Raw genomic sequence first — 20,648 nt, forward strand, 5'->3', positions numbered from 1 at the left:
AGGCGTCCTGCTATGGCAAGAAGGTTACCACCACTCAATGCTTTAAAAGCGTTTGAAGCAGCAGCCAGGCACTTGAGTTTTACCAAAGCCGCTGAAGAACTATTCGTGACACAAGCGGCTATTAGCCACCAAATAAAAACGCTTGAAGAACACTTGGGGTTAAAGCTGTTCCTCAGAAAAAATCGTTCCTTGCTTCTGACAGAAGAAGGGCAAGGGTATTTTTTAGATATAAAAGATATCTTTTCACAACTTATTGATGCAACTGAAAAGTTACTAGCACGTGGCGCGAAAGGATCACTCACTGTGAGCTTAACACCGAGCTTTGCGATACAATGGCTGGTGCCAAGGTTAAGTAAATTTAATGAGTTATTCCCAGATATCGATGTGCGGATCAAAGCCCAAGATCAGGATGAAAACTCGCTGACGGATGATGTTGATGTGGCAATTTATTATGGTCGTGGCAACTGGAGCGGCGTGCAAACACACAAATTACACACAGAGTACTTAGTGCCTCTGTGCAGCCCTTTGTTACTTAACGGGCCAAAGCCGCTTGATCAGCCCAGCGATTTGGCAAACCATAACCTGTTGCATGATACCTCTCGTCGCTCTTGGAAGTCTTGGCTCAAAACTGCTGGTGTGCGAAATGTACCTGCTAATACGGGGCCTATTTTTAGCCACTCATCGATGGTGCTACAAGCGGCTGTGCACGGCCAAGGCATTGCATTGGGTAATAGTGTGCTGGCAAAACCAGATCTGGATGCCGGGCGCTTGGTTATTCCGTTCAGCCACAGCTTAGAGAGTAAAAATGCATATTATCTTGTTTGCCGAGAATCTCAGGCAGAACTGGGTAAAATCGTGTCGTTTAAAGATTGGATGCTCAGTATGGTTGAGCAAGAACAAATATAACAAGGTACTTTAACTATGAGTGATAAGGTCGTCATTGAATGGCACAAAGCCCAGAGTCCTGTGGCACAGTTTGTATTTGCCCATGGCGCAGGCGCTGGGTGTGATTCAGACTTTATGCAAGATATGGCGGCTAAGCTCGCTGAGCAAAGCATTGATGTTGCGCTATTTGACTTTGAATACATGGCTACGGCTAAAGCACAAAACAAAAAGCGTCCGCCGGATAGAGCGCCTAAATTATTAGCGTGTTACGAACAGGTCTTATCACAACTTGATGATGCGTTACCGATATTTATTGGCGGTAAATCAATGGGCGGACGTATGGCGTCTATGTTGGCATGTGAAACAACCGCCAAGGTCAAAGGTGTGATTGCTTTTGGCTATCCATTTCACCCTCCTGGCAAACCTGAAAAGTTAAGAGTGGATCACTTTGGTGATATTCCATGCCCGTTTTTAGTGCTGCAGGGCGAGCGAGACACATTTGGGAATAAAACCGAAGTGAGCGCACTGCAACTAGAAGCAACACCGGAGTATTTTTGGCTGCCTGATGGCGATCATTCATTGAAGCCACGTAAAGCGAGTGGCTTAACTGAGGCGCAAAACCGCGACGCCGCGGCACAAAAAACCGTGCAATTTATTCGAGACATTTGCCATGGCTAAACTATTTTTATTAGCAGGCAGTGTCTTTTGCATGTTGTCAGTGGCATTAGGGGCGTTTGCTGCCCATGGTCTGAAGCACCATGTGAGTGACTATGCTGTGGGGATCTTTAAGACGGCGGCACAATATCAAATGACACATGGTTTAGCCCTTATCGCTGTGGCGCTGTTGATAAAATGGGGCATGCAGCTTAAATGGGCAGGCTTTGCTTTTATAGTGGGTATTTTGCTATTTAGTGGCAGTTTATATCTATTGGCCCTGACTGGTGCAAAGTGGCTAGGTCCTATCACTCCTATCGGTGGAGTGTGTTTTATTATTGGTTGGCTCATACTGATTGTTAAAGCCGCTAAGCAACCTCTTTAATTTGGAAATATTGAAACAATGTCGAGTGTAGTTATTTACTGTCGTAGCGGTTTTGAAAGTGATGCGGCTGCTGAAATTAATCACCATGCAATGCAACAAGGCGTTGCTGGGTATGTCAAAGCCAAGCCAAATACTGGGTTTGTGACTTTTGAATGTTATGCCAAAGAAGAGGCAGAGCGGCTGGTTAAGCAAATCGATTTTAAAAGCTTGGTATTTGCAAGACAGTGGTTTGCCGGCACTTTGCTGACAAACATGCCACTTGAAGATCGTGTCGGTGAGATAAAGCAATGTGTCGCGGATTTCCCGTTGTGTGGGGATTTACGTGTAGAAACACCTGATACAAACGAAGGCAAAGAGCTGTCGAAGTTTTGTAAAAAGATCTCGACGCCATTGGCTAAATCCCTTGAGAAGCAAAATAAGCTAACGCGCAACGTAAAGCCGCAAAAGCCTGTGCTGCATATTTTGTTTTTAGCAAATGATACGGCTTATGTGGGCTACTCTTTTAGCGACAATAACTCGCCATTTTTTATGGGGATCCCTAGACTTAAAATGCCGGCAGATGGTCCAAGCCGCTCAACGTTAAAATTAGATGAAGCGTTCAATGTCTTTTTAACCAAAGAGCAGGCTGAAGATCGTGTCCGCCCAGGCATGCGTGGTGTTGATTTAGGCGCTTGTCCAGGAGGGTGGACCTATCAACTAGTGAGACGCGGTATGTTTGTCGCGGCTATCGATAACGGCCCAATGAATGACAAGTTAATGGAAAGTGGTCAAGTGAAGCATTTTCGAGAAGATGGCTTTAAATACCGCCCAGAAAAGCGCAACATCGATTGGTTAGTGTGTGACATGGTTGAAAAGCCAAGCAAAGTAACGCAATTGATGATCGATTGGATAGTGAATGGCTTTGTTAAAGAGCTAATATTTAACCTTAAACTACCAATGAAAAAGCGCTTTGATAGTGTCTATGAATGTTTGCAATTGATTGATGATGAGCTGGCTCATTACAATGTCGGTTATAAGCTCCAAGCCAAACACTTATATCATGACCGCGAAGAAGTCACCGTACATATTCAGGTTTTAAAAGTCCCGCAAAATTTATATAGCTAATCGTTATTTTCTAGCCACAAGGATGTGGCTTAAACCACCTCCCAAACGCCACATACGCAGAAGAAATATTTTGATACATTGTGGATGTGACTACTTACTATCGATATATTGTCTTTTTTTACTGTTTTTCTCTTTCCCTTAGTGTCTTTTCATTCTACGCCTTTAGTCTAATTTATATACAGTTCTAGTTTTGTTTATTGCTACATTGGAAACGTCGCATGCTGGAGCGTGTCGGGTTTGGATAGTGGCAGGACGCTGTGTGACCAATAACAATAACATGTAAGGACAGTACGATGGATAATAAAGAACAAGAGTTAGTGTTACAGACAACAGAGCAAACATCTCGCCGAAGCTTTTTGAAAAAGTCATTGGCTGTCGGTGGTGTGGTTGGCGCTGCGCCTTTGGCAATGCAATCAACCTCAGCGGAAGCCCGTGGGGAATATGGTCAATATCATAAGGTGTTTGGTAATGATCCGCGTTATATCTCAATGTTGCTGGGCTCGAATATGCGCTTTTTGAGCCAGCCAACTTATATAGGGGCTTGTAGTTCTGCCCATGAAGTGTATATGGCTGCCCGTGATGCGATCACACAGGGTAAACGCATCACTGTGCGCGCAGGTGGGCATTGCTATGAAGGGTTTGTTGATAATGATAATGGGGTGGTTATCGACATCAGTAATATGGACCGCATTTATAAAGACGGTGATTATTATGTGGTGGAAGCGGGGGCAAATTTAGGTCATACCTATAAAACCTTATTCAAAGAGTTTGGCAAAATAATACCAGCAGGGTCTTGTTTTGGTGTCGGGATTGGTGGTCACGTCTGTGGCGGAGGGTTTGGCGTACACTCTCGTCAATACGGTTTATCGAGTGATTATTTGGCCGGCGTCGAGCTGGTGGCATTTAATGAATGGGGCGGGCAGGCAACGTATCCGCGTAAATACTTTAAAGGCCAATCTGCTCAGGCAGATGAAATTGTCTGGGCGCATCAAGGTGGGGGTGGCGGTAACTTTGGTATCGTAACCAAATACTTTTTCAAAGACTTACCTGACGTACCTGCTTTTATTCATACACAAGAGGTGTCGTTGCCGTGGGCAAGCTTAGACTATCCGCAATTTGCAGCCTTGATTAAAAATTACGGCGAGTTTTGGACTAAAAATAACGGCCCAGAAAGTCGTTTTAATGCACTACATACATCCATGTCTATGCCAAAATCGGTTGGTGGTGGGGGCAGTATTCGCTTGCAGTTATTCTGCGCAGGAAACCCCGGCTTAATTGATGAGTTTTTAGATGCTATTTTCTCTGCGGCGCAATTGGCACAAGCCAAAGTCGGTTTGCGTACATCCGACCACATGGGGATCCAGAGCCAAGAGGATGCGCCACCAAGGCCAACGCCACCTGGCAGTTACTTCAGTTTGCCTTGGTGGTATGGCACACAGTATGCGGCTGGACCACTAATAGGTGCGCGAGGTAAAAACAAGTCTGCGTATATGAATAAGCCTTTTCCCGAAGCGCAAATTCGTACGTTGTGGGATGAACTCAGGCATGGTGACTATTTAAATCCAAGTGGTACGTTGCAGTTGTCATCGTATGGCGGACAAATTAATGCATTATCCCCCGACGATACAGCTGTGTCACATCGAGGTTCTGTGATGAAGCTACAATATCAAACCTATTGGTTTGACCCAAGCCAAGATCCGTATCACTTAGGATGGATGAGCAGTTTTTATCATAAGATGTATGGTGAAAAAGGTCCGGTGCCTGATGGTGTTATGGATGGCTGTTATGTCAACTATGCAGATATGGATATTGTGAATTGGCAATACCTATATTACAAGGACAACTATCCTAGGCTACAGCAAGTCAAACGCTTACTCGATCCGACTAACCGCTTGAATCATGGCCAGTCGATAGAGGTGTAAGTTAACGGCGAAGGTAATCTGTAAGGTAAATGGATGATTATTTGCCTTATTTTTTTATTATTGAATTCTAATTGATTGGTTTTTAATAGGGTATTTGCCAGTTAATAATTGCGCAATTATCTTATCGCTTGTGATTTTTTATTTTTACAGACTATTTTAAGTTGCCTGTATTTTGCTGATTTGTACTATTTGTGGCGACTTTAATGAGGAGTAAAAAATGTTAAATCTTAAAAAGCGTAAACTAAAAGCCCTTTCACAAGATGCTGCTGTGATCCCATCAAAAATGACAAAGCACGTTGGCGGTGCTGATGGCGCGTATGTGAATGTGGGTAGTGATCAATTCGCTACAATCACGCCACATGGGACGATTATTCAAACGGGTCCAACTGATCCGGATGGTCCTTACACTGGCACCATTACTAACCCGAGTACTATCACGGGCCCTGGCACGATTGGTACAAGCAAATACTTCTAAACTTGCTTAAAAAAGCGATGTGCAAGCACTGATGCACATCGCTTATTTGAGATTAATAGATGTTCATGCAGTTTGCATAAAATGTAGTGGTTGCCGGCCAGTCGCTAAACACACCTTTAACGCCAACTTGCTTGGCTAGCACATCCAGTACTTTATAGACATCGCCTTCATTGCTAATGGCATCTTTAAGTCCTTGGTAATACCAACCGCCATCTTGAGAAATCAAGCCTGAACGCTCAAGTGTCCAAGTGATGATATCCAAATTTGCCGCTTTAGCTGCTTTTGCATATTGGGAAGGCACAATGTGGCCTTGTGCATCTAAAGTTAATAGCATCCAAAGTGGTGGGGCAATAATGTTGATCCCACTGGCTTTGATGTCACTCATGCTTGGTTGCCATGTGCTTGAGTCACTTGGGTTAAAATGTGCATCACTATATCGACCATCTAAGTAGATGCCTTGCTTACCAAAGCGAGTGTTGTGACGCCAATATTGCACATCCTCGATATTGAATGATTGCGGCAGTACTTTGCGCGACGAGACACCTGCCGCGCGATATTCATCAATCATCTTTTGCGCATAATCTTGTTGAGTCATGCCCTCAAATGGCATATCTACCGCTGGTGATTTGAGCTCGGGTGTCATTTTTACGCGCAACGATTTAAACAGCTCAATACTTTGTGCATGGGTCATTAACGTACCTGTAGCTGAATATAGGTCTGTACGCCAGCCCGCAGTGCCTTTGACGTATTGCTCTGGAGATTGCGCTTGTGGATTGGCGCCGTCCATTTTGCCTTTGAGCTGCATAAACTCATCGAGTGTTAAGTCCGATGTACAGCACTTTGCACTGGCAGGTGCGCCAGTCTCTGGGTTCGCAGGAGTGAAAGGCTGACTGCATTTCGCGGCCAGCTCTGGGCGCAGCAAAATATCAGTACTGGTATGTAAGTCACACTGTGCATGGCGACAAACCAGCTCTTTATCCTTGGTAAAGGTGACATCGCACTCCAATACACCTGCGCCCATGCGCGCGGCCGCGACATAAGACTCTTTGGTGTGCTCAGGAAATTGTGTCGGTGCGCCACGGTGACCAATCGAAAAGTTACTTTTAAAGGCTGGCCTGTTGATACACCGAGACAATTTGGTTTTTAAGGCACTCGGTGCCATTTGGTCGACTAAATAAAACGGGCGGGGGCCAAGTTGTGCACTGGCATATGAATAGGCACTGCTAAGCAGTGCCGCAGTAAGTACGATATTAGTTAAAAATTGCATAACGTCCCAGTAAGGTTGTTTTTTTAACTATTATCGGGATGAATTATGACGATTGTATGAGCTGTTAGCGGTAGTTACCGCGATAATTTTCTACCCAAAGTTTGGTTGCGCCACAGACTGCCGCAGGCATCACTATCAGATTAACAAATGGGATAGCCGTGAGCACAAACACCGCAAAGCCAAAGCCATAAGAGAGCCCTTGTTGGCTTTTAAGATCTTGTTTCATTTGCTTAAAGCTGATTTTGTGGTTATCAAACGGATAGTCATTATATTGCACGTTATACATCCAGCAGGTAAAGAGGATCCATAAAATTTGGCCTATCACAGGTAACATCCATAGCATTAAAAAGAAAATAACCGCACGAGGAAGGTAGTAACAAAGCTTGGTCCACTCTCGGCCAATCATACGAGGTACATCTTTTACGATATCCGCAAAACCCTCATCATTGATCGGTTGGCCTGTTAGGTGTAGTTCTACTTTTTCAGACAATAAGCCATTGAATGGCGCCGCGATAAAGTTGGTGATAACCGTAAACACCATACTGTAACTAAATAGTATAATTAAAATCGCTAAGGGCCAAAGTAACCACTCGAGCCAACTAAGCCAGCTTGGCAGGGAACCACTTAAATATTCAAAACCTTGTGTTAACCAATCAAATAAGAAGAACAACGAGCCGCCGAATAACACAATGTTGATCAATAGCGGAATAAAGACGAATCGCTTTAATCCCTTTTGACCCAGCATTGAAAAGCCAGCGATAAAGTATTCCATCCCTTTGGTAATTTGCATAAGTAAACTCTAAATTGGGAACAGTTAGAGTCTATTATAATCGTTATTATCATTTTAGTGCGTGATTTTTCTTACTGACTGATCCGGTGAAAGGCCTGAAATTCAACGAGTCGCGTACTTATGTCACACTCTCTTACAATTATCTTAGGTACAATTTCGTAGTTTACCCCTTGTAAACCCATGGGGGAGTCCATACACTAATTAGTAGATTATTGTGGAGAAGAAAACAGCATGCGCGTCTTTCACCTATTGTTTGCAGTCAGTTTAGCGACGTTACTTTGTGTAACGGCGACAGGCACGCATGCAGCAGAAGAAAGGCAGCAAATCATTGAGCTAATCGCTGACTTTGACGTTCAGTATTTAGACGTTGATATTGATGAGGCATTGCCGTTTAGTGTGTCAAAGAGCGCACAGTTTGACGCTGACAAAGCGACGTCTGCTTTCTCTTCAGAGTTTAGTTCGCAACCTCATAGTACCCGCATTCGAGCACCACCGGCTTTTTAATCCCCCTTTTAAAACAACATTATTAGTTTCTATTAATCGTCGTGAGGTGGATCATGAGCTTTTATCATGCACTAAAAACTGCTGCTATAGATAGTGGCGCTGTAACGAATAACGCGTTCAGTGTGGCAACTGCCCATACCAAAACGTTTGCACAATTACCTGCTGAGCAATTTCTTCGCCCTTTGCCAGCGATACATATCGACATTGACGCCAGCTTGGACGATGCTTCGCTGGTACTTAATAAAACACATCAAGCCGCAGCCCTTGTTGTTAACGCTGATTCTGAGCCAGTGGGGCTTATCTCATTGGCGCAACTTGGCAGTCGTAACGTGCTTGAAACGGCGCAAAAGAGGGGTCTCAGTCGCAGCGAACTGACGGTATCTGACATGATGGTGTCAATCAATTCACTGCGTCAGATCTCAACGGCACAAGTGGTGAATGCGCAAGTTGGCGATATCAAAGAAACGATTGAAGCCGATGGGATAGCTTATTTATTTGTACAAAATAGTCAGAAAAAAGCAGTGGGCTATTTTGACATCATTGACCTAGTTAAAAATAGTAATGGCATGATCACAACACTTAAACCATGTCATGATTTTAAAGATGTGGTGGCGCAGCTACTGCACAACAAAGAAATGTAACAGTTCCCCCAAAGTTAATGTAAATTAAAGCCAAGGCATCTAAATGATGCCTTTTTTAATGCCTATTTGATGGCTTACGGGAGTTTGACATTGTGACGTCTGGCATACCAATAAAATAGCGGCAGCTCGATAATGGTAAAGCTTACTAAAGTAAACCATGCCCAGCTTACCTCAAAAAAGAATAAGGTAAATTCAACACCCGAAGCAAAATAAACGGAACCTGCAATACCCAAAGAGATAATGGATGCAATAAAGTCTTGCGTTGAAATCTTTTTAAAGTCGTTACCTGCATATTTGGGGTATATCGCAAAATACGCGATAAATAGAATGGCAATATTTAACAGGATAATGTGAAGCTCTGCAGACATAACTACGTCTCAACTCAAGTTTTGGACATGTGATATCAAAAGTATCACTTTATAATGTGGCATTATTGTAATCATACTTTTATGTGAGTGCAAAGTAAGCTCAAAGAGAAGAATTTTGTTTATTTGTAGCGCATCCCACTGCGTCTTAGGCAATTCCACTGCCTTTTATTCTATATTGTGTATATACTTCGCTTCTTAACCAAATGAGGTGTGTATGCTGTCTAAAAATCAACAAAAACTTGTTCGCGCTCTGGCACAAAAAAAATACCGTAAACAACATGGTTTGTATCTTGTTCAAGGTGAAAAAAATGTCTTGGAATTGCTGCAAGCCAATGTTGAAGTACAGCAAATATTTGCGACACCTCAATTTATCAGTGCACATCAAACTGACTTAAAGCACTGCCCAATCACAGAGTGTGATGAGCAGGCGCTGAGCAAAGTGAGCACCTTAGTCAGTAATAATGCAGCGATTGCCATCGTACCTGTGCCTGAAGAAAAAAAAATCGACAAAAGTGGTTTGGTGTTGGCACTGGATGGGGTATCCGATCCAGGCAATTTGGGCACAATTATTCGTTTAGCAGACTGGTATGGGCTTAAGCAAGTTGTGGTTAGCGAAGACTGTGCAGATCATTTAAATCCAAAAGTGATCAGCGCAACCATGGGATCGTTTGTCCGTGTGAATGTGATTAGGACAGACCTAGCGCAGTTTTTAAGTGCGTATAACGGGCCAATATATGGGGCGTATTTAGATGGACAGAGCGTGCATCAAACGGCATTTGTGCCACAAGGTGTTTTGGTGATGGGCAGTGAATCCCATGGGATCCGTGATCAAGCAGGCCAGTACATTAATCAGCCGATTACCATTCCAGCCTATGGCCAAGCTGAATCGCTCAATGTGGCCATGGCGACGGGTATCATACTTGATAACTTTCGCCGTGCAATTTAATGTACACGTGTTGTTCAAACCCTAAAAATACATCATTTTATCTATGCGCTTAAGTCACATTAAGCTCGCAGGCTTTAAGTCCTTTGTCGAGCCTACTAAAATTCCATTTCCTGATCAGATGACCTGTGTGGTTGGCCCCAATGGGTGTGGCAAATCAAATGTTATCGATGCAGTGCGCTGGGTTTTGGGTGAAAGTTCAGCCAAGAACTTACGTGGTGATGCGATGACAGACGTTATTTTTAATGGCTCGACAAACCGTAAAGCCATTTCACAAGCGTCTGTTGAGTTGATGTTTGACAACACGCGCGGCACATTACCGGGGTCGCTGGCTGATAGAAACCAAATATCGATTAAGCGATTAGTAACCCGAGATGGTCAATCACTGTATTTTTTAAATGGCAGCAAATGTCGTCGTCGTGATATTACAGATATCTTCCTCGGTACAGGCCTCGGCCCACGCAGTTATTCTATCATTGAGCAGGGCATGATCTCTCGTTTAATTGAGAGTAAACCGCATGAACTCAGAGTCTTTTTGGAAGAGGCTGCAGGGGTTTCTAAATATAAAGAGCGCAGACGAGAAACACAAACGCGTATTAAGAGTACCCGAGAAAACCTAGAGCGTTTGCTGGATATGCGCAAAGAGTTGCAATCACAGCTTGATAGATTAGCTCAGCAAGCGGAAGCCGCCAGAAAGTACAAAGAGTTAAAAGCCAAAGAGCGGACCTTAAAAGGCCAGCTAGCGGTTTTAAAATGGCAGGATTTCAATGATAAGTTGCAGCAAAAAGTGCAGCAGATCGCAAAACTAGATGAAAAACTGCAATTTTTAGAACAAGCCCACGGCGGACAAAATGATGTTGTTGCCAGCTTTGAGCAGCAAGTGACCCATCTTAGCGATGCCCTCAATGTATTACAGCAAGAGCTTCATAAAACCCATACTGAGCTGACCCGAGCTGAACAGCAAAAAATTCATCTGGCAGAAAAGCGGGTTGAATTGGGCGAGGCAAAAGTAAAATTACAATCAGAACAGGCAAACGCACAGGCTCTGTTGAGTGAGCAACAAGGCAGTTGTACTGCACAGCAGCAAAAGTGCGAAGATGCAGCTGAGCGTTTAGCACTTGCAGAGGCTGAGCTTGAAGAGCGAATGGCGTTGTATGAGCAAAATCAGCAGCTGAATAATGACGTTGAAGACACGCTCAACGTACTCATCGAGCAAGAGACAAAGGTAAAAGAGCAACATGCGGACAGTAACGTTGCTTTGCAACAGGCAAAGCAAAAGCAACGTCATGTTGAAGAGCGCCATGCTAATTTGGTAATCGATAGTAAGACACTATCAGCGCAGAATAGTAGCGAGTTATTATCGCAAGAAAGTGCGAAGCAACAGTCATTGCTTAAAGAGATGGCGAGTTTTCAAAGCCAAGCACAAAAACTGACTGAACAACGCCAAAATAGCGATAAGCAAGTGCGCCAAAGTCAAAATATCGTCCAATCTGCGCAGCAGCAGTTACTGCAAAGTACCGCAGAGCGCGACACCTTGATTTCATTGTTAGGTGAAGTTGAGGCCGCTCAACAGCCTTCTTTTTTGGCTCAATTAAAAGTGAAAGCAGGGTTTGCTGACATAGTTGAAGGCGCGCTACTGGGTCTAAATGGGCTGCCTTTGAGTGAGGCGCGCAATAGTGCTGGAATTTGGGCACATACACAGGCGCCTGAACCTCATAGTGTCGCTCAATTCATAGAGTCAGGTATTTACCCAAGTGTTTTAAATCATATCAAATGGTTGGCTTCATCTAGATCGTTTACTTCAGACACTCACTTTATCTTAGCCATTGATGATATGGGATGCGTGTATGGCGATAATTTTAAAATGCCGCGCGCTGAGGGAAGCGCGAGCCAGCTGGCAAATTATCAAAAGCTGGATAACTTAAATGCTGACTTACCTAACCTGCAAGCGGCTTTTGATAACGCAGAAAAAGACAAAGTGCTTTGTCTTGCCAAGCACACTGAACTTGAAGCGGCGATTGAACACAATAAGCAAGCCGTGCACAGTGTGGCTCAGCAAGTGGCAGCTAATAAAAGCCGTTTAGAGGTTTTAGAGCTACAGCAGCAAGGCTGGCAAGCGCAATCGGATAAGCTCGCTGAAGCGTTGACAAACACCCGACAAGAAATGACATCAGCGCAAACGCTTGCCCAGCAGCGTACAACAAGTCACCAACAAGTGACTGAACAGCTTGAGGGGTTACAAAAAGAGTTAGCTGAAAAAAAACTGCTCGTTGAGGCGAATAAACAGAAGATACAAGCGACACTTATCGGTAAAACCCAAGCACAGGAGCAAGTGCATTTGGCAAAGTTAGCGTTACAGCAAGCGCAAAGTGATCAACAGATAAGTGCGACAAAGACTCAGCATTTGAAAGAGAGTATGCAGCAGTGTGTGGCTGCGTTAGAAGCCAATTCTGAGCAGTTGGTGCAACTTGAGGCACCGTTATTAGAAACGCAAACACAGATAACGACATTATTGACCACGCATCAGACGCAGCAACAAAAGCTGACGGATATGGAGCAAGAGGTTGCAAAGGCAAAAACACAGCTATCTGAAAAACAAAGTAGTGTGCAGGATGCCCAAGCAAATAGTTTGAAGCTCAAAGAGCAAAAACAGCAGCTACAATTACAAGAACAAAGTTTAGTTGTTAAAGCCCAAGCAGCGCTTGAACCGTTATTAGAGCTCAAACAAACGTTAAAAGGTGTGCTAGCGACATTAGATGATAAGTTGAGTGCAGGGGTGTACCAAAGTCAGCTAACCGCGACGGTGCAAAAAATATCGATATTAGGCGCGGTCAATTTAGCTGCCATAGAAGAGTTTGACGAAGCTTTAGCAAGAAAAACGTATTTAGATGAGCAGCTAAATGATTTAACAGCGGCACTTGAAACCCTTGAAAATGCGATTAGAAAGATAGATAGGGAGACCAAAACACGTTTTCGAGCCACCTTTGATCAGGTCAATAGGGATTTGGGGGAGCTGTTTCCTAAAGTGTTTGGCGGCGGAAATGCATACTTAGAGCTCACCAGTGATGACTTGTTAGAAAGTGGTGTTACTATAATGGCAAGGCCACCGGGTAAGAAAAACTCGACAATTCATCTGTTAAGTGGTGGAGAAAAAGCGTTGACCGCATTATCATTGGTATTTTCTATCTTCAGATTAAATCCAGCGCCATTTTGTATGTTGGATGAAGTAGACGCGCCGCTGGACGATGCCAATGTTGGGCGTTTTTGTCGCCTTGTGGAAGAGATGTCTCAAGCGGTACAATTTATTTATATTAGTCACAATAAAGTGGCGATGGAAATGGCCGCAAGGCTGACGGGGGTAACTATGTCAGAACCAGGTGTTTCTCGCGTAGTTGCTGTAGACATAGAACAAGCAGTGCAGATGGCACATACATAAAAAAGTAAAGGTGAACAATGGCCACAGAATTGAGATGGGCATTAATTGTGATCAGTGCGTTGATCATAGGTGGACTACTGATACATGGGCTTTGGTCTGTTAGAAAAAAAGAAGACAAAAACGATCGCACTCAAGATTTGCCTGCTGTGAAAGAGGACGCAAAGCCAAAAGAGCCTGAACTAAGTGATATGAGCTTTGCCGCTGTTGATGAAGAACCGCAGCAGCCTAATACCTCACACGTGCAGCCTGCATATGACGAATCGCAGCCAGCTGAGCAGCAGGATAATGCGCACAGCGAACAGTCAGCGCCAGAGCCGCAAGATTTCATCATTCTCCATATTCAAATGCCTGAAGGTTTAACAATGGCCGGCTCTAAGCTCTTACCAAGCGTGTTAAGTCTTGGGTTTAAATACTCAGAAGAAGGCTTTTTTAATCGCCATTTAGAGTCATCGGGTAACGGACCTGTCTTATTCAGACTGGTTAATATGTACAACCCAGGTACATTCGATATTGATAATATGGAGCAGTTTAGCACAGCCGGTGTGAGCTTGTTTATGACGCTACCCTGTGAAGGTGACAGTATGGCGGCATTTAACATGTTACACGGTGCGGCTAAGAAGCTTTCAGATGAATTTGGTGCACAAGTATTAGATAGCCATCGTGAGCCACTAACGGTGGATACGATCAGAACGTATGTAGAAAAAGTACGCGAATTTGCAGCCTAAATTTTAGGTGTACCATTGCCCAAGTCGTTGGGCGGAAAAAGATAGAGTAAGCCACTGGCACAAACCGGTGGCTTTTGTTTTATTAAGAGGTTGAAATGTCGGAATCTATCAGTAATAGAATCAATGAATTAAGAGCGCAGTTGGAAGAACATAATTACAAATATTATGTCCTGGATATGCCGACAGTGCCAGATGCCGAATATGATAGGTTAATGCGTGAACTCACCGAGTTAGAAACGGCGCATCCAGAGCTGCTAACAGCCGACTCACCATCACAGAAAGTGGGTGGTGTCGCATTAAGTAAATTTGATCAAGTAACGCATAAAGTGCCTATGTTATCTCTCGATAATGCGTTTGATGAAGATGAGTTTAACGCCTTTAATCGTCGTATTAAAGAACGTTTACTCGAGTCTCGAGAGCTGGCATTTTGCTGTGAACCCAAACTGGATGGCTTGGCTGTATCGATTTTATATCGTGATGGTGTATTGGTTCAGGCTGCGACCCGTGGCGATGGCCAAGTAGGCGAAAACATCACTGAAAACGTAAAAACGATTCGAAATATACCGCTGCGCTTAAGAGGTGACAATATACCTGTTGAGGTTGAAGTACGTGGTGAAGTATTTATGGATAAGGCCGGCTTTGAAAGGCTTAATGAAACGGCATTAGCAAAAGATGAAAAAACCTTCGCGAACCCAAGAAACGCAGCTGCGGGCAGCTTACGTCAGTTAGATTCTAAGATCACGGCAAAGCGACCTTTGATGTTTTATGCCTACTCAATGGGGACAGTGGAAGGAGCTGAATTAGCCGAGACACACTACGGGCAGCTAGAGCAATTGAAGTTGTGGGGACTGCCTATGTGCCCTGAAACAAAGCGCGTAGAAGGTGTAACTCAGGCACTGGCATATTATCAAGATATCTTAACGCGCCGTGATGCGTTGAGTTATGAAATTGATGGTGTGGTTATCAAAGTGGATGATAAGCAGCAACAAACTCAGTTAGGCTTTGTTGCGCGTGCACCGCGTTGGGCGATTGCATTTAAATTCCCTGCACAAGAAGAAATCACCCAGTTATTGGATGTTGAATTCCAAGTAGGCCGTACAGGTGCTATCACGCCTGTCGCTCGACTAGAGCCAATCTTCGTGGGGGGAGTGACGGTATCAAATGCAACGTTACATAACCAAGATGAAATTGATCGCTTGGGGATAAAAGTAAAAGATCATGTGATCATTCGCCGCGCAGGGGATGTGATCCCCCAGATCACACAAGTTGTGTTAGATAAACGTTCTGATGATGCGTTTGATATAGAGTTTCCAAATACGTGTCCAGTCTGTGATTCACATGTTGAACGCGTTGAAGGGGAGGCTGTGGCACGCTGTACTGGTGGCTTGGTATGTCAGGCACAGCGAAAAGAAGCCATCAAGCATTTCTCCTCACGAAAGGCACTAGATATAGACGGTTTAGGCGATAAAATCGTTGAACAGCTAGTGGACCGAGAGCTAATAAAAACACCTGCTGAGCTGTTTAAGCTGCGTCAAGGTCACTTTGAATCACTTGAGCGCATGGGCCCTAAGTCGGCTAAAAACTTGGTTAATGCATTAGAGGCTGGTAAACAAACCACTTTGGCGAAGTTTTTATATGCGCTGGGTATTAGAGAAGTCGGAGAAGCAACGGCTCAAAATCTAGCTAATCACTATTTAACGCTTGAAAATGTCATGAATGCCTCCATTGAAAGTCTACAGGAAGTGAGTGATGTCGGTGTGATTGTTGCGCATAATATTCACGCATTTTTTGGTGAGCAGCACAATCAACAAGTGGTTGCTGAGCTGCAAGAAGTTGGCGTGCACTGGTCTGATATTGAGGCACCTTCAGAGCAATCACAGCCGTTAGAAGGCCTCACATATGTTTTAACAGGGACTTTAAGCCAGCTTAACCGTAATGATGCTAAAGCAAGGCTTCAAGCTTTAGGGGCAAAAGTGGCGGGCAGTGTATCAAAAAATACGCATGCATTGGTTGCAGGTGAAAAAGCAGGTTCTAAGCTAACAAAGGCGCAAGACCTTGGTGTAGATGTAATGGATGAGGCGGCACTCATCGCTTTACTTGAACTGCATCAGGGGTAATTGATAATAATAAGGCTACCCACCTAGGGTAGCCAAATAAGCTGTACGCAGAGGTGGTTAAGTGAGTAAGTTGATTGGGCGATTTGGACCAGAATATTGGGATAAATATGGCGTATATCGCACACCTCTAGGTTTCAATTTAACTTTGCTTGTCTTATTGCGACCCTTTTTAGTCTGGTTAATGTCAGCGCTAACTTGGCGGCCAGATTTAGATATTATGAGCTTGTTCTTTCCTTCAAAAAGTAATTTTTTAATTGCCATCAGCATCGCGGCAATCGCGTTATTACCCGCTGTTGTCTATTCCATGCGCAGGCCCAGTAGCTCGCAAAAGTGGGGACGTATATGGCGCTATATGCGCTGGCCTATGTTATTAACTGCCGTCTTAGATCTTGGCTGGTTATTGATGCAGGCCGCGACCAATCACTTTCAGTTTTCATTTTACCTAGCAGGTCAAATCGTCTTAGTGTCTTGGGTAATTTTATATCTAATTAACAGTCGTTATTTAACGTGTTTTTTTGGTGACTGGCCGGAACCAGATACAAAATAGCTTGACGAAAAAGCACGTAGACGCCTAAATGATATTGGGGCGTTTTATCTATCTGTTGTGACCTAATTAAACGATTAATTCGTATCAAGCAATAAGTTAAATTTTTATGTTTTGTACGAATTCAACTTATTAGCGTTAAAGCATCGGTTGACCTAGTTGTGTCATGAACAAAGTATAAACTTTGACTGTATTACGTTGTGGTAGATGAGATGATTATTATTATCTTCTAATAATAAAAAATTAAATTGTTTAGGAATATCAACATGTTACTTTGGAAAGATATACTCAATAGGGCTGATAAAGGTAATCCTGCTCCACCAAGAAAGGTAGAAAAAAGTTTGATGCAGTGGCAGGCTTTGCTTGAACCATCTGTCTTTCATATTACCCGCAATAAAGGAACAGAGCGCCCATTTAGCTCGGAATCATGCAGTTTGTTTGAACCGGGTCAATACGAGTGTGCGTGTTGTGGCGAATTGTTATTTGATGCACAAGAGAAGTTTGAAAGCGGCTCGGGTTGGCCATCATTCACTCAACCTGCAAGTAAGAATGCAATTGCATACCATGGGGATACAGCACATGGCATGACACGGGTAGAGATTGTGTGTAACGTCTGTGATGCACACTTAGGTCATGTTTTCCCTGATGGACCTAAACCAAGTGGTTTAAGATATTGTGTGAATGCACTTGCTATGGTGAGGCAAGAGGCTGTAACGCAATAAGTGTTTTTTGCGTAGTGTAAATTTTATTCTTGTGAGTAATTATTGCGCTAGCCCCATTTCTTTCATTTGCGCCATAAGCTTATCAAAGCGGGACTCTTGATCAGGGTCCAGTTCTGTATCTTTTAATACTTTCAAGCATTTTTTGGCAAGATTTGTATTAAAGGTGATACCTTTTTTACCAGTTGCGTCTGCCAAGCATTGTAGTAAGTTAAGTGCAATACTGGCATTTTTTGGCATCACTCTAAAGGCTTGAGAAAATGCTTCTAAGGCGACATCTAGCTGACCTTTATTGAATTGTTTGACCGCGTGGTTGTTGAGCTCTTTGGGACCCATTGTAATATCTTTGCGTTCATCATGTTGCTGCTGTAAATAATGCATCATGACGGGATCTTCATTACTTCTGTGTCGTTCACAGTGATCAATTATCTGACCAAATAGCGCCTGAGCTTTGTGTTGAAAGCCTAACTCATGAAATGCTTTTGCTTTATCCAATGCTGCGTCTACTGAGCGGATCTGAGGCTCATCATCGAGTTGCTCCATTAATTGGCGTGCTTTTTTGTGCTCATCTTTTAGGTAGTGCAGCCGAGCATGAAGCACATCCATTTGTGTTTGGTTGATCGCATGAGGAAATTGCTTTTTTAAATCATTTAAATATTGCTGTGTTTGTCGAGTAATTTTGTTGATTTGCTCGTGTTGATCAGTGGCCAGAGCGAAATCTATACCTGCTCTGGCTGCATTCAAGTAGACCTCAGGGCTGTCATGAATCGAATATCTGGCAAAGCTTGCTATTTCTTTTTGCGCATTGTAGCTGCATTCATAATCATGGTTGATCATAGCAACTGTGCTCAATGATTTTTGCCTAGAAAGGTTACGCGGGGCCATTTGCGACGCTTCGTGCAAAGCTTTTTGTGCATGCTCAAATTGGTTTAATTTGATTTCTAGTCGCCCAAGTAGGTCGAGTGCGGCGAGGCGCGTTTCGCTTTTTTCTATTAAACTCTTTAGCAGTTTTTGCGCAGTGAGATCCTCATTGTTGGCAATGAGTGCCTCGACTAAGCCTAGCTTGGCCCATGTAAATTTTTGTAGCTCTAGTGCAGATTTATAAAACTGTTTTGCCTCATCAAAGCGTTTAAGCTTAAGGAGCATTTCGCCTTTCAATTTAAGTAGCATAACCGAGTAACTCGTTTGCTGACTATCTAACTCTGTATTGATAAGTTTCAATGCTTTAGAGTAATTCTCATCATCAATGAGTGTGTATAATTTTTTCAGGCTTTGCTTTCTTTTTAGGACGCGTTCAATTCTAGATTGTAGATCTTTAATGGTAAATGGCTTAACTAAAAAGTCATCAGGTTGCAGTTCAACAACGCTATGCACTAGCTCAGGGCTCGTCTCGGCTGAGGTAAAGATAAAGCTAGTACTGCGTTTAATTAAACGCTTTTTGAGGAGTTCTTCGTACAGTTGGTAACCATTTTGTCGCTTGCTTAAATCAAAAGAGCAGATGATTAGATCAAACTTATTCGTTTCGCAGGTTTCTTTTGCGACAATTGCTGATTCTGCGACAAATATGTTGCGATAGGCTAAACGTTCAAGCGATTGTTTCAAATAGCTGAGCGCGAGCGGTTGTTCTTCCACAATTAAAATTTTTGAATTAACAAATGGTTGAACGGCCATATCAGTATAAGGATGTTACCAGCAATAAGTTTAGTCTAGTCGTTTCTTCAAACTTTTAAAATAGTATGAGATAGAACTTAAAATGCAATCTAAGAAGATAATTGTGGTTCAATGAAAGATAAAAGAATGGTGGGTTGTACTGGACTTGAACCAGTGACCCTCGCCTTGTAAGGGCGATGCTCTCCCAACTGAGCTAACAACCCGGGATATGTGTAATTTGGTGGGTGATACTGGACTTGAACCAGTGACCCTCGCCTTGTAAGGGCGATGCTCTCCCAACTGAGCTAATCACCCAAATTACAGTCTATATTGGTGGGTTGTACTGGACTTGAACCAGTGACCCTCGCCTTGTAAGGGCGATGCTCTCCCAACTGAGCTAACAACCCAATATAGATTATATGGATAAAATCCAACCGCAACGCGGATTTAAGTGGTGGGTTGTACTGGACTTGAACCAGTGACCCTCGCCTTGTAAGGGCGATGCTCTCCCAACTGAGCTAACAACCCGAGATATGTGTAATTTGGTGGGTGATACTGGACTTGAACCAGTGACCCTCGCCTTGTAAGGGCGATGCTCTCCCAACTGAGCTAATCACCCAAATTACAGTCTATATTGGTGGGTTGTACTGGACTTGAACCAGTGACCCTCGCCTTGTAAGGGCGATGCTCTCCCAACTGAGCTAACAACCCAATATAGATAATTTAGATATGGTGGGTTGTACTGGACTTGAACCAGTGACCCTCGCCTTGTAAGGGCGATGCTCTCCCAACTGAGCTAACAACCCATATCTAATTTTACAACAAACATTGTGCATAACACCGTGTTGCTGTGGGGCGCTATTATAGGGAGCCGAGCAAAGGAGTCAATACTTAAAAATGAAAATTTCGTTTGCTTGCTGTATTTATAGGCAAATTAATAAAATTACAATTGCTCTTCATTATAAGGAGTGTAAATAACATAGATAAAAACAGCACAAGCTAACGCTGTGAGCACACAAAGTGACGAGTGTAATTATGATTTAGCATCGTGAGGATGAGTGAATTATTGTTTTTTATTCAATTTCACCCTTCTTATTTGAGTCATTAAGTTAAAACAATGTATGTGAGTAAATCAGGGGAGGGGAACACATACTCTTTTGTATAAAAATCAAACTAAAACAAAAGGTTTGATTGAATTAAAGTAGAGTTTTGTTTATATTGTGTCCTCTTGGGTGTTTTTTGAAGCAGTTAGAAAAAACTTAACTAAAAATTGTTGACTTTATTTTCCTGCCTGCATAGAATGCGCCCCGCACTCAGCGATGCACAGTGAGTAAATCACTGCATGCGATGAGGGGCTATAGCTCAGCTGGGAGAGCGCCTCGCTGGCAGCGAGGAGGTCGACGGTTCGATCCCGTCTAGCTCCACCAAGCACATCGTTGAATTTAAGTCCTAGTGACATCAATTAGTTTTAAACTTCGAATGTTTAAGATTAATATTGTGTCCCCTTCGTCTAGAGGCC

General features: G+C 43.4%; 18 protein-coding genes and 8 tRNA genes. 15 read left to right on the forward strand and 11 right to left on the reverse strand.

The features are described from left to right. Positions 1-12 precede the first annotated feature (12 nt). The 6 genes from N477_RS04880 to N477_RS04905 all read left to right on the forward strand — a co-directional run bounded on the left by N477_RS04880 (position 13) and on the right by N477_RS04905 (position 5,425). Entirely contained in the window at positions 13-906 is an 894-nt protein-coding gene (locus N477_RS04880) for a transcriptional regulator GcvA (protein ID WP_063360586.1), read from the forward strand. A gap of 15 nt (positions 907-921) precedes the next feature. After that, positions 922-1,563, forward strand: a complete 642-nt coding sequence (locus N477_RS04885) for an alpha/beta fold hydrolase (RefSeq protein ID WP_063360585.1) — start codon at positions 922-924, stop codon at positions 1,561-1,563. Next, positions 1,556-1,924, forward strand: a complete 369-nt coding sequence (locus N477_RS04890) for a DUF423 domain-containing protein (RefSeq protein ID WP_063360584.1) — start codon at positions 1,556-1,558, stop codon at positions 1,922-1,924. The genes N477_RS04885 and N477_RS04890 overlap by 8 nt, the downstream gene beginning before the upstream one ends. Before the next feature lie 18 nt (positions 1,925-1,942). Next, positions 1,943-3,028: a 23S rRNA (cytidine(2498)-2'-O)-methyltransferase RlmM gene (gene rlmM / locus N477_RS04895; RefSeq protein ID WP_063360583.1), complete on the forward strand. Its 1,086-nt coding sequence runs from the start codon at positions 1,943-1,945 to the stop codon at positions 3,026-3,028. Positions 3,029-3,321: 293 nt separating this feature from the next. Continuing rightward, positions 3,322-4,950 carry an FAD-dependent oxidoreductase gene (locus tag N477_RS04900; protein WP_063360582.1) on the forward strand — a complete coding sequence of 543 codons (1,629 nt, stop codon included), beginning with the start codon at positions 3,322-3,324 and terminating at the stop codon, positions 4,948-4,950. 217 nt (positions 4,951-5,167) lie between these two features. Further along, entirely contained in the window at positions 5,168-5,425 is a 258-nt protein-coding gene (locus N477_RS04905) for a hypothetical protein (protein WP_063360581.1), read from the forward strand. Positions 5,426-5,477: 52 nt separating this feature from the next. Here the strand turns inward: N477_RS04905 and N477_RS04910 are convergent, their stop codons facing one another. Further along, a complete protein-coding gene (locus N477_RS04910) occupies positions 5,478-6,692 on the reverse strand; it encodes a glycerophosphodiester phosphodiesterase family protein (protein ID WP_063360580.1) in 1,215 nt (404 codons plus the stop codon). A gap of 64 nt (positions 6,693-6,756) precedes the next feature. Beyond that, positions 6,757-7,482: a sulfate transporter CysZ gene (gene cysZ / locus N477_RS04915; protein WP_063360579.1), complete on the reverse strand. Its 726-nt coding sequence runs from the start codon at positions 7,480-7,482 to the stop codon at positions 6,757-6,759. A gap of 231 nt (positions 7,483-7,713) precedes the next feature. Between cysZ and N477_RS04920 the strand changes: the two genes are divergently transcribed. Further along, a complete protein-coding gene (locus N477_RS04920) occupies positions 7,714-7,986 on the forward strand; it encodes a hypothetical protein (RefSeq protein WP_063360578.1) in 273 nt (90 codons plus the stop codon). A 53-nt stretch (positions 7,987-8,039) separates the two neighbouring features. Continuing rightward, entirely contained in the window at positions 8,040-8,627 is a 588-nt protein-coding gene (locus N477_RS04925) for a hypothetical protein (RefSeq protein ID WP_063360577.1), read from the forward strand. A gap of 74 nt (positions 8,628-8,701) precedes the next feature. Here the strand turns inward: N477_RS04925 and N477_RS04930 are convergent, their stop codons facing one another. Continuing rightward, positions 8,702-8,995, reverse strand: a complete 294-nt coding sequence (locus tag N477_RS04930) for a hypothetical protein (RefSeq protein ID WP_063360576.1) — start codon at positions 8,993-8,995, stop codon at positions 8,702-8,704. Between the two features lie 214 nt (positions 8,996-9,209). On the opposite strand from N477_RS04930, the gene N477_RS04935 reads away from it, so the two are divergent. The 6 genes from N477_RS04935 (at position 9,210) to msrB (ending at position 17,482) form a co-directional block, all read left to right on the forward strand. Then, a complete protein-coding gene (locus tag N477_RS04935) occupies positions 9,210-9,941 on the forward strand; it encodes a TrmH family RNA methyltransferase (protein WP_063360575.1) in 732 nt (243 codons plus the stop codon). A gap of 43 nt (positions 9,942-9,984) precedes the next feature. Then, positions 9,985-13,374 carry a chromosome segregation SMC family protein gene (locus N477_RS04940; protein ID WP_063360574.1) on the forward strand — a complete coding sequence of 1,130 codons (3,390 nt, stop codon included), beginning with the start codon at positions 9,985-9,987 and terminating at the stop codon, positions 13,372-13,374. A gap of 17 nt (positions 13,375-13,391) precedes the next feature. Beyond that, on the forward strand, positions 13,392-14,099 hold the full coding sequence (gene zipA, locus N477_RS04945) for a cell division protein ZipA (protein ID WP_063360573.1): 708 nt from the start codon (positions 13,392-13,394) through the stop codon (positions 14,097-14,099). Positions 14,100-14,194: 95 nt separating this feature from the next. Beyond that, the gene (gene ligA / locus N477_RS04950) at positions 14,195-16,216 is read left to right on the forward strand and encodes an NAD-dependent DNA ligase LigA (RefSeq protein ID WP_063360572.1); all 2,022 of its coding nucleotides are present in this window, start codon (positions 14,195-14,197) and stop codon (positions 16,214-16,216) included. A gap of 73 nt (positions 16,217-16,289) precedes the next feature. Further along, positions 16,290-16,763 carry a DUF2919 domain-containing protein gene (locus tag N477_RS04955; protein WP_063360595.1) on the forward strand — a complete coding sequence of 158 codons (474 nt, stop codon included), beginning with the start codon at positions 16,290-16,292 and terminating at the stop codon, positions 16,761-16,763. A 263-nt stretch (positions 16,764-17,026) separates the two neighbouring features. After that, positions 17,027-17,482, forward strand: a complete 456-nt coding sequence (msrB, locus tag N477_RS04960; protein WP_063360571.1) for a peptide-methionine (R)-S-oxide reductase MsrB — start codon at positions 17,027-17,029, stop codon at positions 17,480-17,482. Positions 17,483-17,521: 39 nt separating this feature from the next. Here the strand turns inward: msrB and N477_RS04965 are convergent, their stop codons facing one another. The 8 genes from N477_RS04965 to N477_RS05000 form a co-directional block, all read right to left on the reverse strand. Then, positions 17,522-19,150: a response regulator gene (locus N477_RS04965; protein ID WP_063360570.1), complete on the reverse strand. Its 1,629-nt coding sequence runs from the start codon at positions 19,148-19,150 to the stop codon at positions 17,522-17,524. Between the two features lie 127 nt (positions 19,151-19,277). Beyond that, a tRNA-Val gene (locus tag N477_RS04970) sits at positions 19,278-19,353 on the reverse strand. Positions 19,354-19,368: 15 nt separating this feature from the next. After that, a tRNA-Val gene (locus N477_RS04975) sits at positions 19,369-19,444 on the reverse strand. A 16-nt stretch (positions 19,445-19,460) separates the two neighbouring features. After that, positions 19,461-19,536: transfer RNA gene (locus tag N477_RS04980), tRNA-Val, on the reverse strand. Positions 19,537-19,581: 45 nt separating this feature from the next. Then, positions 19,582-19,657: transfer RNA gene (locus tag N477_RS04985), tRNA-Val, on the reverse strand. Between the two features lie 15 nt (positions 19,658-19,672). Continuing rightward, positions 19,673-19,748, reverse strand: a tRNA-Val gene (locus N477_RS04990). A gap of 16 nt (positions 19,749-19,764) precedes the next feature. Next, a tRNA-Val gene (locus N477_RS04995) sits at positions 19,765-19,840 on the reverse strand. A 19-nt stretch (positions 19,841-19,859) separates the two neighbouring features. Beyond that, positions 19,860-19,935, reverse strand: a tRNA-Val gene (locus N477_RS05000). A 545-nt stretch (positions 19,936-20,480) separates the two neighbouring features. On the opposite strand from N477_RS05000, the gene N477_RS05005 reads away from it, so the two are divergent. Then, positions 20,481-20,556 (forward strand) — tRNA-Ala (locus N477_RS05005). The last annotated feature ends 92 nt before the right edge of the window (positions 20,557-20,648 follow it).

Source organism: Pseudoalteromonas luteoviolacea H33-S, from assembly GCF_001625695.1.
Lineage (GTDB): Bacteria > Pseudomonadota > Gammaproteobacteria > Enterobacterales > Alteromonadaceae > Pseudoalteromonas > Pseudoalteromonas luteoviolacea_B.

Bases quoted from the DNA above. Each gene is read 5' to 3' on its own strand.
- N477_RS04880 (WP_063360586.1), top strand. From the start codon at position 13: ATGGCAAGAAGGTTACCACCACTCAATGCTTTAAAAGCGTTTGAAGCA.
- N477_RS04885 (WP_063360585.1), top strand. From the start codon at position 922: ATGAGTGATAAGGTCGTCATTGAATGGCACAAAGCCCAGAGTCCTGTG.
- N477_RS04890 (WP_063360584.1), top strand. From the start codon at position 1,556: ATGGCTAAACTATTTTTATTAGCAGGCAGTGTCTTTTGCATGTTGTCA.
- rlmM (WP_063360583.1), top strand. From the start codon at position 1,943: ATGTCGAGTGTAGTTATTTACTGTCGTAGCGGTTTTGAAAGTGATGCG.
- N477_RS04900 (WP_063360582.1), top strand. From the start codon at position 3,322: ATGGATAATAAAGAACAAGAGTTAGTGTTACAGACAACAGAGCAAACA.
- N477_RS04905 (WP_063360581.1), top strand. From the start codon at position 5,168: ATGTTAAATCTTAAAAAGCGTAAACTAAAAGCCCTTTCACAAGATGCT.
- N477_RS04910 (WP_063360580.1), bottom strand. From the start codon at position 6,692: ATGCAATTTTTAACTAATATCGTACTTACTGCGGCACTGCTTAGCAGT.
- cysZ (WP_063360579.1), bottom strand. From the start codon at position 7,482: ATGCAAATTACCAAAGGGATGGAATACTTTATCGCTGGCTTTTCAATG.
- N477_RS04920 (WP_063360578.1), top strand. From the start codon at position 7,714: ATGCGCGTCTTTCACCTATTGTTTGCAGTCAGTTTAGCGACGTTACTT.
- N477_RS04925 (WP_063360577.1), top strand. From the start codon at position 8,040: ATGAGCTTTTATCATGCACTAAAAACTGCTGCTATAGATAGTGGCGCT.
- N477_RS04930 (WP_063360576.1), bottom strand. From the start codon at position 8,995: ATGTCTGCAGAGCTTCACATTATCCTGTTAAATATTGCCATTCTATTT.
- N477_RS04935 (WP_063360575.1), top strand. From the start codon at position 9,210: ATGCTGTCTAAAAATCAACAAAAACTTGTTCGCGCTCTGGCACAAAAA.
- N477_RS04940 (WP_063360574.1), top strand. From the start codon at position 9,985: ATGCGCTTAAGTCACATTAAGCTCGCAGGCTTTAAGTCCTTTGTCGAG.
- zipA (WP_063360573.1), top strand. From the start codon at position 13,392: ATGGCCACAGAATTGAGATGGGCATTAATTGTGATCAGTGCGTTGATC.
- ligA (WP_063360572.1), top strand. From the start codon at position 14,195: ATGTCGGAATCTATCAGTAATAGAATCAATGAATTAAGAGCGCAGTTG.
- msrB (WP_063360571.1), top strand. From the start codon at position 17,027: ATGTTACTTTGGAAAGATATACTCAATAGGGCTGATAAAGGTAATCCT.
- N477_RS04965 (WP_063360570.1), bottom strand. From the start codon at position 19,150: ATGGCCGTTCAACCATTTGTTAATTCAAAAATTTTAATTGTGGAAGAA.